This window comes from Agarivorans gilvus, from assembly GCF_001420915.1.
Lineage (GTDB): Bacteria > Pseudomonadota > Gammaproteobacteria > Enterobacterales > Celerinatantimonadaceae > Agarivorans > Agarivorans gilvus.
Window position 1 is genome coordinate 10,001 of sequence record NZ_CP013021.1, and the last position, 13,711, is coordinate 23,711.

Here is a 13,711-nt window from a genome sequence, read left to right on the forward strand (position 1 = left end):
TGGGTGTCGAAGTCCAAATTCAACAATGGCTTTCATGTAGCCGAACTTACTGCCGCAGTCATGACTTTTACCAACCATGTAATAGGCTTGTGTTGTTTCCTTTTGCATCAAGCTGGCGATCGCGTCGGTTAGCTGTATTTCATCGTCTGCCCCTGGTGGGGTACGTGCTAGCTCTTGCCATATTTGCGCAGACAATACATAGCGACCAACCACTGCGAGGTTGGAAGGTGCTTCTTCTACATTTGGCTTTTCAACTGTGCCTATCATATCGGCTGATTGGCCTGGTGATAGCTGGCTACCATTAATATCGACAATGCCAAACTTACTTACATCTTGCTTTGCAACTGCTTCTACCATTATCTGGCTGGCACCGCTTTGGTTAAACTTTTCCACCATATCGGCTAGGTTGTCCTTGCTCAGATCTGCACTAGCATCATCAAGAATCACATCGGGCAGTAGTACGGCGAATGGCTCATCGCCGATAAGCGGATGCGCACATAGAATGGCATGGCCAAGGCCCTTAGCTACCCCTGACGGACGTGCATGATGGTGACATCTTTAGGGCAAATCGAACGAACTTCGTTAAGTAACTGGCGTTTTACCCGTTTCTCTAGGGTTGCCTCGAGTTCAAAACTGGTATCAAAGTGGTTTTCTATAGAATTTTTACTCGAGTGGGTAACTAGAATGATTTCTTTAATGCCTGCAGCAATCGCTTCTTGTACTACATATTGAATCAAGGGCTTATCCACAATCGGGAGCATTTCTTTAGGGATGGCTTTAGTAGCCGGTAGCATTCTGGTTCCCAGCCCTGCTACGGGTAATACTGCTTTACGTACTTTGGCGCTCATTTCATTCTCTTGAAGCTAGGTCTTATTTGCTTGGCACTTTAGCACGTGAACATGACATTTTAAATTGAGAGGGTAAATATTAGTGAAGTGTAAGGGTCTGTTTTAACATCCTTTCTTAGAAAGGATGTTAAATTTTCTGTTAAAGTTTACTGCTTAGGTTCTACGAATAACTTGTCTTTATTGTCTAGGTAAATTTTTTCACCAATGCCCGGGACCAAAACGATCTGCTCAACATTTTGAAAATTGCCATGTTCGTTTCGGTATTGGACGATTGCTAGTGATTTGGATGCGCCTATACCTTTTAGGCTATCTAGTTGTTCAGCTGTCGCGGTATTTAAGTTAAGCTGTTGCCCGCTGTCTGCAGCAAACACGGGCTGGTAACTTAGCAGGGTGAATAGCACTATCAGAACATATTTAGACCATTTCATAACTCACTTTCCTTTTTTTGATGAAATACATATTAAAAGTAGGTGAGTTTCATTATTTATAAATGACTCATTTGGGTGAAATTAACTAAACAGTGAAGGAAGGGCGAAGATATCGCCCAATTTTTTATTAAGGAAAAACCTTTTTAAAAGGCTTAACGGTGACTTTGGCATACACGCCTGCAGCCACGTAAGGATCTGCATCAGCCCAGCTTTGGGCTTCTTCTAAGCTATTAAACTCCGCAATAACGGTTGAGCCTGAAAAACCTGCTTCTGCTGGGTCTTCTGCATCAATCGCAGGCATTGGCCCTGCTACTAATAAGCGGCCTTCATTAAGCAAAGCTTGAAGTCGCTCTAGGTGAGCAGGGCGTGCTTGTTTACGCTTTTCTAAGCTATCAGCCACATCCTCGGAGAAAATGACATACCACATGCTAATTGTCCTTTTTTTGTGATAATGATTGTTGTTGCTCTTTGGGTAGGTGTTTATAGAGGTATAGCACTGTCGCTACAGTAAATACCAAAGTGAGGCCCAGTAAGCCGAACACTTTAAAGTTGACCCAAAAAGCTTCAGAAAAACTAAATGCAATATAAAGGTTTAAACAACCACATAAAATAAAAAACAAGGCCCAAGCCACGTTTACTTTTGACCACACCTGATCAGGCAAGGTCATTTCTTTACCTAACATTTTCTTTATTAGTGGACTATTGAAGGCAAATTGACTCACTAAAAGTACAAGACCAAATAACCAGTTGATAACGGTGGGCTTCCATTTAATGAAATGGTCATCGCGTAAAACTAGCGTTAAGCCACCGAACACTAAAATAAGCACAAAAGAGATCAGGTGCATTTTTTCAACTCTTTTGTTCTTAATGTAAGAAATTGCCAGTAGCAGGGCGGTAGAGATGATTAATGCTAAGGTGGCAGCATAAATGTCTTGCATCTTATAAACCGCGAAAAAGATGATTAATGGGATAAACTCGAAAAATTGTTTCATAGTTCCTCAGTAGGCGCGTCAACTAAAAAAGCCGCTAATTAGGCGGCTTTTGATAGTAGCAAGATCTTCAGTTAAACGGTAGCGGCTTTCATCGAGCGAGTAAACTCTCGTAGTTCAGTTAGCATTGTCTCTGGCTGCTCTAGGTGTTGCTCAATCAACTTAACTACGGCTGAACCAGAAATAGCGCCCGCCGCACCAGCAGCGATGGTCTCTTTAACTTGTTCTGGGTTAGCTATACCAAAGCCGAGTAATGCGGGGGAGCGTTATACTGTTTAAGTTTGTCCAGTAATTTGCCCACCGGAGCACCGGCTTTGGTTTCTGTGCCGGTGACACCTGCGCGGCTTACTAGGTAGGTATAGCCCTGACCATATTCTGCGACTTTGGCCAGAGTGGCTTCATCGGCGTTTGGTGGCGCGATGAAAATGCTTTGTAGGCCATATTTGTTTGCCGCTTCTCTAAATGGAGCAGATTCATGGATAGGCACATCCGCTACCAACACCGAGTCAACGCCCGCTGCGACCAATTTCTGATAGAAGGTATCGATTCCGGTAGAGTAAATAAGGTTGGCGTACAGCAATAAACCAATCGGCACTTCTGGATGTTTATTACGGATCGTGCTGAGCATCTCTAAACAACGCGGCGGGGTAACGCCGGCGGCTAGCGCTCTAACATTTGCTCCTTGAATGGTTGGGCCATCGGCCACTGGATCTGAAAAGGGGATACCAAGTTCTAGGGCATCGGCTCCGCCTTCAATCAATGCATCTACAATCGCTAATGATTGTTCATAGTTTGGGTCACCCAGAGTAACGAAGGGAACAAAGGCGCCTTGTTTATCTGCTGCCAAGCGTTCAAATAAATTAGCATAGCGTTGAGTCATTATAGGCTTCCTTTTTGTTCGAAAATATCGGCGACGGTGAAGATGTCTTTGTCGCCACGGCCAGACAGATTCACTAGCAAAATTTGCTCTTTCTCTTTGTCTTGTTGTGCCAGCTTGAGAGCATAGGCTAAAGCATGGGCTGATTCTAAAGCCGGAATAATCCCCTCGCTTTCGGCTAATGTTTGAAAGGCGCTCAAGGCTTCCTCATCGGTTGCCGACTCATAATCAGCCCGACCAATGGAATTTAAATAGGCATGTTGCGGGCCAACTGAGGGGAAGTCTAAGCCGGCAGAAATCGAGTAAGACTCTTCAATTTGGCCGTTTTCGTCTTGCATTAATAGCGAGTGCATACCAAAGAACATGCCTTTGCGGCCATGTTTCAACGGAGCGCCGTGCTGGTCGGTATCGATCCCCTTACCTGCGGGCTCTACGCCAATTAACTGAACCCCTTCTTCATCAATGAAGTCGGCGAACATGCCAATGGCGTTAGAGCCGCCACCCACACAAGCGATGACGGCGTCGGGTAGACGACCTTCCGCTTTCAAGATTTGCTGTTTAGCCTCTTCACCAATCATTTTCTGAAATTCACGAACGATGGTGGGGAAGGGGTGAGGCCCGGCTGCGGTGCCCAATAAATAGTGAGCGGTGTCGTAGCTGGCAGCCCAGTCGCGCAAGGCTTCATTACAGGCATCTTTTAAGGTGGAGGAACCGCTATGCACTGGAATCACTTCGGCACCCATCAAGCGCATCCGGAATACGTTGGGTTTTTGTCGCTCACAATCGATGGCGCCCATGTATACACGACACTTAAGGCCTAATAAGGCACAGGCTAAGGCGGTGGCCACGCCATGTTGACCCGCACCAGTTTCGGCGATGATTTCTTTTTTGCCCATGCGTTTAGCTAGCAGAGCTTGACCTAATACTTGGTTGGTTTTATGAGCCCCGCCATGCAGTAAGTCTTCTCGTTTTAAGTAGATTTTCGTCTTGGTACCGGCGGTCAAATTACGGCACAACGTGAGAGGCGTTGGACGCCCGGCATATTCACTTAGTAGCCCATTGAACTCATCCAAGAACTCGGGATCTTGCTGGGCATCGATAAAAGCTTGCTCAAGTTGGTCGAGAGCTGGGACGAGGATCTGTGGCACAAACTGCCCGCCGAACTCTCCAAAATAGGAATTTAATTTACTCATTGTTGACTCTTATTCGTTAAAAAATGTAAGTACGAATCGTTTCGTTACGACTAGTACTGTCTAATTTGTTGAAACGCAGCTGTTATTTTGGCTGGGTCTTTTATCCCCGGTGTTTGTTCTACACCTGAGTTCAAATCTAATCCGGCTGCAGCATAAGTTAAGGCGTCTTGAATATTATCTAAGCCTATGCCGCCTGCCAGCATCGCACCTTGACTGTGCTCATCTAATAATTGCCAATCAAAGCTTTTCCCGGTACCGCCGTTTTGCCCAGCAACCTTACTGTCAAACAAAATCTTATCGGCGTTACTCGGCGCCTGTGGTAGAGAATCGCTTACGCCAAGGGCTTTCCAAACAAGGCTGGTATTTAATTTGGCTTTGAGTTGAGTGATGTAGTGCTCGTCTTCATTGCCATGCAATTGAACTGCATGTAATTGCAGTTGGTTGGCAACCTGGGCAACTTCATCTACCGAGCCATTCACAAATACCCCAACAAAGTTAAGGGGAGCCGCTTGGGTTAGTTTTTCTGCTTGGGCTAGGCTGACACAGCGCGGTGATTTTTTGGCAAAAATTAAGCCGCCGTATACCGCGCCGGCTTGATAAGCCGCTTGCACATCTTGCTCTTGAGTTAATCCACAGACTTTATTTTCGCCTAAGATGAGCTTACGGCAAGCCATGTCCACATCATCTTGGCTCATTAGTGAACTGCCCACCAAAAAGCCGTTGGCATATTGAGCTAATTCCCGTACTTGCTGGTGTTGGTAGATCCCTGACTCGGAGATAATAATCCGGTCTTCCGGGATTTGCTTGGCCAGTTCGGGGGTTCTTTCTAAACTAATAGAGAGATCGCGTAAGTTACGGTTATTAATGCCGATGACTTTAGCGTTCAGCGCAATGGCGCGTTCTAACTCTGCTTGATTGCTTACCTCGGTGAGTACGCCCATGTTGAGTTTGTGGGCCACTTCCGCTAGCAAGCGGTATTCGTTGTCATCTAATACCGATAGCATCAGCAAGATGGCATCGGCTTTGTGATAACGGGCGAGGTAAATTTGGTATTCATCGATGAAAAATCTTTACATAATACCGGTTGCTCAACTTGTTCACGCACTTGAGTCACGTAAGCAAATTCACCTTGGAAATACTTGTTATCGGTAAGCACCGAAATGGCGGCAGCATAGTTTTTATAAACACCAGCGATTAGGTCTAGATCAAACTCCGGGCGAATAAGTCCCTTTGATGGAGATGCTTTTTTACATTCAAGAATAAACTTGGCAGGTTTTCCCGACAACGCTTGATAAAAATTACGCTCGGTGGGCCCAACTTGCTCGATAAAGCTGTCTAATGGCTGGCTTTGCATCTGCTCGGCTAACCATATCTCTTTGTCGGCAACGATTTTATCTAAAATAGTGGCTTGTTTCGGTTCTACTTGGCTCACTGGCTCATCTCCGCCAATTGGTTTGCTAAGGTGAGTGCTCGACCTGATGCCATCTCTGTTAGCGCCATCTTCACTCCTTCTGCTAGCTCATCGGTTTTGCCGGCTAATTTTAGTAACAAGGCAACATTCACTGCAACCGCGGCTTGTTGAGCAGGGCTGGCCTGGCCTTGTAGCAGTTGTAAGGTGATGGCTTTATTTTCTTCGGGGGTGCCGCCCTTTATCGCATCTAGCTCTGCAAGTTCGACTCCGAAGTCGACTGGGTTTAGGCTGTATTCGATAATGCTATCACCATTGACTTCGGCCACTTGGGTTTCACCATGGATGGCTACTTCATCTAAGCCTGCGCCATGAATGACCATGGCCTTTTTCATACCAAGTTGTTGTAAGGTTTTAGCAATGGGAGCAATTAGCGCTGGGTCATACACTCCCATAATTTCCATGGTGGGGTGGGCCGGATTAATCAGCGGCCCGAGTACATTAAAAATGGTACGCGTTTTTAAGGTTTGGCGCACCGGCATGGCGTGACGGATCCCCGCATGATATTGCGGGGCGAACAAAAAGCACAGGCCTAGCTCATCTAAACAACGGCGCGCTGTTTCTGGGCTCATTTGAATATTGATACCCAATGCGGCCAGTAAATCGGAAGAGCCTGATTTACTTGAGACACTGCGGTTGCCGTGTTTGGCCACTTTCACCCCTAGGCTTGCTGCAACAAAAGCCGAGGTGGTCGATATATTGATGGTATTGTGACCATCACCGCCGGTGCCCACAATGTCGGCAAACTCATAATCTGGGCGAGGGAAGGGAGCAGCGTTGGCTAATAGGGCTTTAGCGGCACCAGCAATCTCTTGCGGTTGCTCACCTTTGATTTTTAAGGCGGTGAGTAAAGATGACAAGATAATCGGGTCTACCTCACCTTGAACTACTTGACTAAACACCAGTTGTGCTTGCTCTATGCTGAGATCTTGTCCTTGAAATAGCTGCTCTAAAATAGCCTGCATTACGCGTCCTCCTTTTGGATTGCCCATTCTAAGCTGCGGGCGAGAAGTGTGGCCCCTTCGCTGGTTAATATGGATTCAGGGTGGAATTGAAAACCCACCACTTTGTCCTGTTCATTAATAATCGCCATCGGCATAGTTTGGTAGTGAGCGTTCACAGTTAAGCCCTCTGGCATCGATGTAGCCACTAACGAGTGGTAGCGCGCCACTGGCAAGGGATTACTCAAACCTTCAAACATTAAGCGGTTATCGTGTTCAATGGCAGAGGATTTTCCGTGAACGATTTCTCCGGCTTTACCGACCACGCCGCCGTAGCTTTCGACTAGCGCTTGATGACCTAAACAAATACCAATGATGGGTACTTCACCTTTACATAAATTAATCAGTTCCAACATACAGCCTGCTTGCTGAGGGTTGCCCGGTCCTGGCGACAATACCAATACCGCTGGGTTGGGGCAGTCATCGATATGCTGTTTAATTTCTTGTGCGCTTAAATGATTGCGATAAATACGAACATCTAAACCTTGGCTACGAAATTGGTCCACTAGGTTGTAAGTGAACGAGTCAAAGTTATCGAGTAGAAAGACACTATGAGTCATGACTAACATCCTTTAAAGTTGAACCGTGAGCACGGGCGATGGCGTTTAATACCGCGGCGGCTTTATTGCGAGTTTCATCCGCCTCCGCTTGCGGCACAGAATCATACACCACCCCGGCGCCGGCTTGTACATGGGCCAGCTGATCTTTAACAAAGGCTGAGCGAATAACAATACAGGTATCCATATCGCCATTGCCCGCCAAGTAGCCTACGGCGCCGCCATAACTACCACGGCGTTTTTGTTCTACTTGACGAATTAACTCAGACGCTCGAATTTTAGGTGCGCCAACCAGTGTGCCCATATTCATGCAAGCTTGATAAGCGTGCAGAGCGTCAAGGTCATTACGTAAAGTGCCAACAACGCGAGAGACTAGGTGCATTACATGGCTGTAGCGGTCAACTTTAAGTAGGTCTGCAACATGGCGGGTGCCTGGCTCGCTGATCCGTGCTACGTCATTACGTGCCAAGTCTACTAGCATGATGTGTTCGGCAGTTTCTTTTTTATCTAAACGAAGCTCTAGCTCAAGGCGTCCATCAAGGTCTTTATTAATTGAACCATCGGAATTAAAGCCTCGTTTACGGGTGCCAGCAATGGGGTAAATTTCTACATCACGACTGGTTGCTGAGTACTTAATAGCGCTTTCGGGTGATGCGCCAAAAATCACAAAGTCGCTGTCTTTAAGGTAGAACATGTAAGGGCTGGGGTTAGTGAATTTTAGCTCTCGATAAGCGGCCAGTGTATCAGGGCAAGCAAGGGTAAAACTGCGCGACGGAACGACTTGAAAGATATCGCCTTGGCGAATGTAATCCTTCATAATTTCCACATTATTGCAGTAGTCTCTATCGCTTATATCTGCTTCAATTCTACCTTGATAGTCGTCAATCTCAGTGGGGGGCTGTTGATGGTTTTTGTGTTCGCACAGTTCAGCTAAATGGGCTAATCGCTCTGCAATCCGAGTGGCTTCTTGTTGTTCATAGACCGAGCCGATAATGTGGGTGATTTGTTCTTGATGGTCTATTAATAGTAATGTTTCGGCTAAGTAGAATTGGAAATCTGGGCAACTATTAGTGCTTTGGGCTACCTCTTGCAACTGCTCAAAGCTAGCGATGAAATCGTAGGCGAACACCCCGCCTAAAAATACCCCTTTTTCATGGTAGGCCAAGTCGCCGTAAAGCTTAACGATGATGCGCAGAGCATCAACTGGAGAAGCAGCTTTTAATCGAGAATCTTCATCTAAGTTGGCGGTGGGGAGAGGGAAGTTTAAAACGAGTTGCTTGGTACTATGGTTGGTGATTAGGCTGTGGTCGGTATGCTCTGCTATGCTGGCTATAACCGCCTCACCATTTGTCGATAACGCGTTAAATTGAACTTCGCGCCCTTGGCAGATTATCTTCACTGCGGCATCGGCTAAGATTAAGCTTTGTAAGTTTTCTTTACTGTCTATTTCACAAGACTCTAATAACAGGTTGTGTTGAGTCTCCTTACACAACTCTTGATATAAGCTTAATGGGTCATCGACATAGCTGGCATCGATGAGATCGTTTTTTAGGTGCACCCTAGGGTGGTTACTCATTGTTCGTTACTCCTAATTAAGGCCGTAGCGCAAATAAAAAAAAGCCCGCGTTTAGCGGGCTTTTTGTTGTTCTGTTTAATGATTTGGAAATACAACAACTCACACCCGCTTATTTCGGAGTGCGCCACCACCAAGTTTTGTTGGTTAGAAGAAAAGTTGTCATGTTTATTCCTAGTCATTTTGGTAAACTTAGTTAACTGTAAATGACATCACTAAGTCAAGAAAAAATTTAGGAAATTTAATGCGATTTGATTTGCATTGCCATACTACTGCTTCCGATGGCGGTTTAAGTCCCAAAGAGCTTGTTATGCGGGCAGAAAATATGCAAGTCGATGTGTTGGCCATCACCGATCACGATACCACCGCCGGTATTGAACAAGCGCAGGCCAGTGCTAAACATTTGCAAGTGATTCCAGGTACAGAAATCTCCTGTGCTTGGCATGCCTTTGATATTCACGTCGTTGGTTTAAATCTTGATATTGCCCATCAAGGCCTACAGCAACAGTTAAGTTTACAACGAGAAAAGCGCGAGCTACGCGCTCAGGAAATGGGGCGGCGCTTAGCCAAGGCGGGTATCGATGGTGTTTATCAGCAAGCTAAACAGCTGGCAGGAAGTGCGCCTATCACTCGTTCTCATTTCGCCAATGTCTTAGTTGAAAGAGGCCTTGCCACTAGTTTTAACAAAGTGTTTGATAAGTACTTAAGTCGTGGCAATATCGGCTATGTACCCAATAACTGGATGAGCATTGGCGAAGCCATAGAAACGATTCATCAGGCCAAGGGATTTGCGGTGTTGGCTCATCCTACTCATTATGATTTATCCAATAAATGGATCCGTAAGTTAGTCTCCGAATTTGCTGAGCTTGGTGGTGATGCCATTGAGGTAGCAATGCCACAAATGTCAAAAGATCAGCAACAATGGTTAGCGAGTCTTGCACAGCAACATCAGTTATGTGCTTCTCAAGGCTCTGATTTTCATCATCCTTCTACTTGGCGAGAGCTAGGCCGAGGATTACAATTACCTGACCAGTGCCAACCAATTTGGCTGCGCTGGCAAGCACTTTAGTCTGCAGGGCCTTTTAGGCGTACGCATTAGCAGGGATAGTAATGAGCCAATTTTTTTATGTACATCCAGATAATCCACAGTCGCGTTTAATGAAGCAAGCGGCCGCACTGATCAAACAAGGTGGGGTGGTTATTTACCCCACCGATTCAGGCTATGCCATTGGCTGCCATATTGGTGATAAAGCAGCCTTAGAGCGTATCTGCCGCATTCGTCAATTGGATAAAAACCACCACTTCACCCTAATGTGTCGAGACTTGTCGGAGCTGTCTGAATACGCTCGAGTGGGTAACCAAGCCTTTCGTCTGTTACGTAATAATACTCCAGGGCCGTATACCTTTATTTTTAGAGGCACCAAAGAGGTACCTCGGCGGCTGTTAAACCCTAAGCGTAAAACCATCGGCATTCGTATTCCGGATAATCGTATTGCACTAGATATGCTTGAAGCGTTGGGGGAACCCTTAATGTCATCGAGTCTTATTTTGCCGGGGAATGACTTCACCGAGTCCGACCCAGAGCAAATTCGTGATGCATTAGAGCAGCAAGTCGACTTGATTGTTAATGGCGGATTTTTAGGTGAACAGCCGACAACGGTAATCGACTTGTCGGAGGACGAACCTGAAATTCTACGTTATGGCTCTGGTGATACGAGTCCTTTTGAGTAATGTTAGATAAGGCATCGCCCTCCCAGCAGTTAACGCTTGCCAGTGTCAACGGGGAGCCCTGGTTAGAGCTACCCGAAGACTTATTTATTCCACCCGATGCCATGGAAGTGATTCTTGAGCAATTTGAAGGTCCTTTGGACCTGTTGCTTTATTTGATCCGTAAACAGAAACTCGATATTGAGCATTTACCAGTATTGGCGATTACCCAGCAATACATGGATTATATTGAGGCGATGCAGCAGTTAAAGCTGGAACTGGCAGCAGAATACTTAGTGATGGCTGCGTTGTTAACGGAGATTAAATCACGCACCTTATTGCCGGTGCCTGAGTTAGAGCAAGAAGAAACGGATCCGCGGGCAGAGCTGATTCGGCGTTTGCAAGAGTATGAACTCTATAAAGATGCCAGTGAGAAAGTCGACAGTTTACCGCGCCTCCAGCGAGATACCCATGCCGTGGTCATTGCCAAGCCCGAGGATATGCCAGTTAATGTGATATATCCTGAAGTAGCCATGGATCAATTGCTGGAGGCTTTACGCGGCATTGCCCAGCGGGTACAAAATTTTGAGCATCATGAAATCAAACGAGAAAAGTTGTCTACTCGGCAACGGATGAGCGATATTTTAGCAAAACTGCAGGCACACCGCTTTGTTGAATTTAGTCAGTTGTTTAGCTTGAGTGAGGGACGAGCGGGTTTGGTGGTAAGTTTTTTGGCTATTTTGGAGTTGATCAAAGAAGGCTACATCAAATGTGTGCAAAGTCAGCCCTTAATGGCCATTCAGGTTCTGTTGGTGGCCAATGAAGAGGCCGAATCATGAGTAAACCAAATTTAGTGAAATTAGTTGAGGCCGCTTTGTTTGTGGCTGGTCGTCCTTTAAGCGTGAAAGACTTGCAAACTACGGTACTGGCCGAGGTGGGCTTGGCTCGCACTCAAGTTAACATGATTCTGGATGAGTTGAGTCAGCGTTATCAAGATTCAGCCATTGAGCTTGCCGAAACCGCATCGGGTTACCAGTTCAGAGCTCGCCAAGAGTATGCGCCTTATTTGTCTATGTTATGGGCTGAAAAGGCGCCGAAGTTTAGCCGCGCCATGTTAGAAACGCTTACCTTGATTGCTTATCGCCAACCGATTACTCGCGGTGAAATTGAAGCGATTAGAGGGGTGGCCGTAAGCAGCCATATTATCGGTGTATTAAAAGAGCGTAATTGGATCCGCAGTGTCGGTCATAAGGAAATTCCAGGGCGTCCGACCTTGTTTGCCACTACTTCAGAGTTTTTAGATTACTTTGGTTTGAAAGATTTAAGCGATTTACCTGAATTAGACCAAACTTTACTTGAAAAACTGCCGCAAGACTTTCAGACTTAGCGCACTTTACCATCCGGATTTGTAAAATGAGTGAAAAACTTCAAAAAGTCCTAGCCCGCAGCGGTTTAGGCTCTCGTCGTGAGATGGAAGCTGTAATTGATGCAGGGAGAGTCAGTGTCGATGGAGAAAAGGCCAAATTAGGCGATCGCATCGAAGAAGGGGCTGAAGTCAGGGTTGATGGCAGGCTCATCGACATTCAAAAAGTCGAAGATAGCATATGCAGGGTACTTGCTTACCATAAAGCAGAAGGGGAAATTTGTTCTCGAAATGACCCTGAAGGACGCGAAACGGTATTTGACCGCCTACCTCGTTTACAACATGGCCGATGGATTGCGGTAGGGCGTCTTGATATTAATACTTCGGGTTTGTTACTTTTCACCACCGATGGAGAATTGGCGAACCGTTTAATGCACCCTAGCTTTGAAGTAGAGCGCGAATATGCGGTGCGGGTTTTTGGTGACGTAAATGACGAGGTGATTCGAAATCTACGCCATGGGGTAGAGCTAGAAGATGGCCGCGCTGCTTTCACTTCAGTGAAACGTCAGGGCGGAGAGGGCATCAATCAGTGGTATTCGGTTACCTTGAGTGAAGGGCGCAACCGTGAGGTGCGCCGTATGTGGGAATCACAAGGTATGCAGGTGAGTCGACTGATTCGGGTGCGTTATGGCTTACTTCCCTTGCCAAAAGGCCTACCACGCAGTGGTTGGCAAGAGTTGCCTTTGGAGCAAGTAAATTACTTACGCCAATTGGTTCAGTTAAGTAAGGAAGAGAATACCGTGATTAAAGTGGCCGACAGGGTTCGCAGTAGTCAACGTATACGAAAATCAGTGCGTAAGCATCGCTCCCGTGCGCAAAGCCAAGCGGCTAAGAGACGACGCTTGAAGTAAGTGCCAAACAACTAAAAAGCTCGCTAAGGCGAGCTTTTTAGTATTTGTAGTATGAGCCTTAATGGGAGAACACCGGCCCGGTGCCCGTCGACCATAGAATCACTGTGGCTATCAGCACGGTAACCAGCATAACTAGACCTACGGTAACGAGGCTACTGGCGAAGATAAAACCGCGTTCTTCGGGAATGTGCATAATGATGGGGACACCGGTATACAGTAGATATACGGCATAGGTTACCCCAACTAAGCCCGCTACCATCACGAACCAAGGTTCGGGATAGAGTGCTGCGAAACCTACCATGTACAGAGGAGTGGCCACGTATGCTGACAACTCTAGGGTTTGCTGGTAAGTGGTTTCGGTATTAAAGGTCTTTGCCATCCACAATGCGGCGTAGGCCAGACAAAGTACCACGGTGACCATTGCCGCATACATGGCAATAGACATAAAGATGGCGCTTTCATGGGTGAGAGAGAAACTATTATTGCCAATATGCCAGCCAATGTGCACGCTGGAAAAATAGCCACAAATAGCGGGTATTAAAGCCATTAATAATAAATGGGCCAAGCTTGAACCTAAGCCTTCATGGTGCTTATCAATGTCTTGCCACTCTTCCTTGGTGTGAGAAGCTAGTCCCCAAACATGACTGAATAACATAACCTTGCCTCGCTTTGTTAACATTAATGCAACATTCGCTATAAGTTATGCGCTAAGAGTCAGTAATCGTCAAGTGCTTAATTTTTGATGTAAATTATTTGTTTCTTCGCTTAGTCACTGATAGCTAGCCATTTTATTAAA

General features: G+C 46.2%; 13 protein-coding genes and 3 pseudogenes (1 of these 16 only partly in view). 5 read left to right on the forward strand and 11 right to left on the reverse strand.

Annotated elements, in window-relative coordinates; all coding sequences use genetic code 11:
* The 10 genes and pseudogenes from galU to AR383_RS00115 all read right to left on the reverse strand — a co-directional run.
* A pseudogene (gene galU / locus AR383_RS00070) lies at nt 1-848 on the reverse strand (UTP--glucose-1-phosphate uridylyltransferase GalU) (it extends 60 nt beyond the left edge of the window).
* A 146-nt stretch (nt 849-994) separates the two neighbouring features.
* On the reverse strand, nt 995-1,276 hold the full coding sequence (locus AR383_RS00075) for a ComEA family DNA-binding protein (RefSeq protein WP_055731280.1): 282 nt from the start codon (nt 1,274-1,276) through the stop codon (nt 995-997).
* A 127-nt stretch (nt 1,277-1,403) separates the two neighbouring features.
* Nucleotides 1,404-1,703: a YciI family protein gene (locus AR383_RS00080; RefSeq protein WP_055731281.1), complete on the reverse strand. Its 300-nt coding sequence runs from the start codon at nt 1,701-1,703 to the stop codon at nt 1,404-1,406.
* A 1-nt stretch (nt 1,704) separates the two neighbouring features.
* Complete coding sequence (locus AR383_RS00085; RefSeq protein WP_055731282.1) at nt 1,705-2,268, reverse strand: septation protein A; 564 nt, start codon at nt 2,266-2,268, stop codon at nt 1,705-1,707.
* 71 nt (nt 2,269-2,339) lie between these two features.
* Nucleotides 2,340-3,145: pseudogene (gene trpA, locus AR383_RS00090) on the reverse strand (tryptophan synthase subunit alpha).
* Nucleotides 3,145-4,335, reverse strand: a complete 1,191-nt coding sequence (trpB, locus tag AR383_RS00095) for a tryptophan synthase subunit beta (protein ID WP_055731283.1) — start codon at nt 4,333-4,335, stop codon at nt 3,145-3,147. Before trpB ends, trpA begins: the two are co-directional and overlap by 1 nt.
* Nucleotides 4,336-4,385: 50 nt before the next feature.
* Nucleotides 4,386-5,689 (reverse strand): annotated as a pseudogene (gene trpCF, locus AR383_RS00100) (bifunctional indole-3-glycerol-phosphate synthase TrpC/phosphoribosylanthranilate isomerase TrpF).
* Between the two features lie 74 nt (nt 5,690-5,763).
* A complete protein-coding gene (gene trpD, locus AR383_RS00105) occupies nt 5,764-6,768 on the reverse strand; it encodes an anthranilate phosphoribosyltransferase (RefSeq protein ID WP_055731284.1) in 1,005 nt (334 codons plus the stop codon).
* Nucleotides 6,768-7,364 (reverse strand): aminodeoxychorismate/anthranilate synthase component II, encoded by a 597-nt coding sequence (locus AR383_RS00110; RefSeq protein ID WP_055731285.1) that lies wholly within the window; start codon nt 7,362-7,364, stop codon nt 6,768-6,770. Before AR383_RS00110 ends, trpD begins: the two co-directional genes overlap by 1 nt.
* The gene (locus tag AR383_RS00115; protein ID WP_055731286.1) at nt 7,354-8,937 is read right to left on the reverse strand and encodes an anthranilate synthase component 1; all 1,584 of its coding nucleotides are present in this window, start codon (nt 8,935-8,937) and stop codon (nt 7,354-7,356) included. Before AR383_RS00115 ends, AR383_RS00110 begins: the two co-directional genes overlap by 11 nt.
* A gap of 241 nt (nt 8,938-9,178) precedes the next feature.
* Here AR383_RS00115 and rnm point away from each other — a divergent pair, with 241 nt between their 5' ends.
* The 5 genes from rnm to rluB are packed head-to-tail and all read left to right on the forward strand — an operon-like array spanning nt 9,179 to nt 12,915.
* Complete coding sequence (rnm, locus tag AR383_RS00125) at nt 9,179-10,003, forward strand: RNase RNM (RefSeq protein WP_055731288.1); 825 nt, start codon at nt 9,179-9,181, stop codon at nt 10,001-10,003.
* Nucleotides 10,004-10,044: 41 nt separating this feature from the next.
* Nucleotides 10,045-10,665 (forward strand): L-threonylcarbamoyladenylate synthase, encoded by a 621-nt coding sequence (locus tag AR383_RS00130; protein WP_055731289.1) that lies wholly within the window; start codon nt 10,045-10,047, stop codon nt 10,663-10,665.
* Nucleotides 10,665-11,480 carry a segregation and condensation protein A gene (locus AR383_RS00135; protein ID WP_055731290.1) on the forward strand — a complete coding sequence of 272 codons (816 nt, stop codon included), beginning with the start codon at nt 10,665-10,667 and terminating at the stop codon, nt 11,478-11,480. Before AR383_RS00130 ends, AR383_RS00135 begins: the two co-directional genes overlap by 1 nt.
* The gene (scpB, locus tag AR383_RS00140; protein WP_055731291.1) at nt 11,477-12,028 is read left to right on the forward strand and encodes an SMC-Scp complex subunit ScpB; all 552 of its coding nucleotides are present in this window, start codon (nt 11,477-11,479) and stop codon (nt 12,026-12,028) included. The genes AR383_RS00135 and scpB overlap by 4 nt, the downstream gene beginning before the upstream one ends.
* Before the next feature lie 26 nt (nt 12,029-12,054).
* Nucleotides 12,055-12,915, forward strand: coding sequence for a 23S rRNA pseudouridine(2605) synthase RluB (gene rluB / locus AR383_RS00145; RefSeq protein WP_055731292.1), 861 nt, complete (start codon nt 12,055-12,057; stop codon nt 12,913-12,915).
* A 58-nt stretch (nt 12,916-12,973) separates the two neighbouring features.
* Here rluB and AR383_RS00150 read toward each other — a convergent pair whose 3' ends face one another.
* The gene (locus AR383_RS00150) at nt 12,974-13,570 is read right to left on the reverse strand and encodes a Yip1 family protein (RefSeq protein ID WP_055731293.1); all 597 of its coding nucleotides are present in this window, start codon (nt 13,568-13,570) and stop codon (nt 12,974-12,976) included.
* Nucleotides 13,571-13,711 lie beyond the last annotated feature (141 nt).